The sequence below is a fragment of the Flagellimonas ochracea genome (genome assembly GCF_009903685.1).
Classification (GTDB): Bacteria; Bacteroidota; Bacteroidia; order Flavobacteriales; family Flavobacteriaceae; genus Flagellimonas; species Flagellimonas ochracea.
Genome location: NZ_JAAABI010000042.1, coordinates 1 through 315, shown reverse-complemented (window position 1 = coordinate 315; position 315 = coordinate 1). Strand labels below are relative to the sequence as shown.

Sequence of the window (315 nt, the reverse complement as noted above, 5' to 3'; positions counted from 1 at the left end):
CAAAGGTACCGTCAAGGTCCTGGCTCAGGGTACCGCCTGCATCGGTCACCGTTATGGAGGTGCCCGTCAGGCCGACCGCCGTGTTGAGTTCGTTGGTCGGGTCGGCGTCGGCATCGTCCGTGTTAAGCGCCGCAAGCTCCGCGTCCGTGGCAAAGGTCCCGTCAAGGTCCTGGCTCAGGGTACCGCCTGCATCGGTCACCGTTATCGAGGTGCCCGTCAGGCCGACCGCCGTGTTCAGTTCGTTGGTCGGGTCGGCGTCGGCATCGTCCGTGTTAAGGGCCGCCAGTTCCGCATCCGTGGCAAAGGTACCGTCAA

At 64.4% G+C, this 315-nt stretch carries 1 protein-coding gene; it reads right to left on the bottom strand.

The features are described 5' to 3' along the window. On the bottom strand, positions 1-315 hold a 315-nt coding region (locus tag GTQ34_RS16650; protein ID WP_208103920.1), incomplete at both ends, for a hypothetical protein.